This is a genomic window from Arthrobacter sp. Y3223164, from assembly GCF_059091005.1.
In genome coordinates this window covers 1-334 of the sequence record NZ_JBNHGF010000942.1, presented here as the reverse complement: position 1 = coordinate 334, position 334 = coordinate 1, and the positions used below count along the sequence as shown (strand labels likewise).

Below are 334 nucleotides of genomic sequence, written 5' to 3'. Positions count from 1 at the left end.
GCCGGCCGGGCCCGGTGCACCGGGTGGAACCGCTGCCGTTCGCGCACGGGGTTCGCCCGGGGCCGGAGGATCCGCAGGCCATCGCCCGGTTCCACCAGCGGATGCGCGGCGAGCAGTTCGACCTGGCCGTGCAGCTGCACGGCGGCGGCCGGAACTCGAACCCGTTCCTGCTGGAACTGGGCGCACGGCACACGGTGGGCACCCGGACCCCGGACGCGGCCGCGCTCGAGCGGACCATCCCCTACCTGTACTACCAGCACGAGGTGTTGCGCGCGCTGGAGGTGGTGGGCCTGGCCGGCGCGGCGCCGGCCGCGCGGGACGATCGGGAGAGCGG

The 334-nt window shown here is 76.0% G+C and carries 1 protein-coding gene; it reads left to right on the top strand.

The window, feature by feature from the left end:
- Nucleotides 1–334: glycosyltransferase family 9 protein (locus AC5RUJ_RS18840; RefSeq protein WP_494156583.1), on the top strand; the 334-nt coding region annotated here is incomplete at both ends.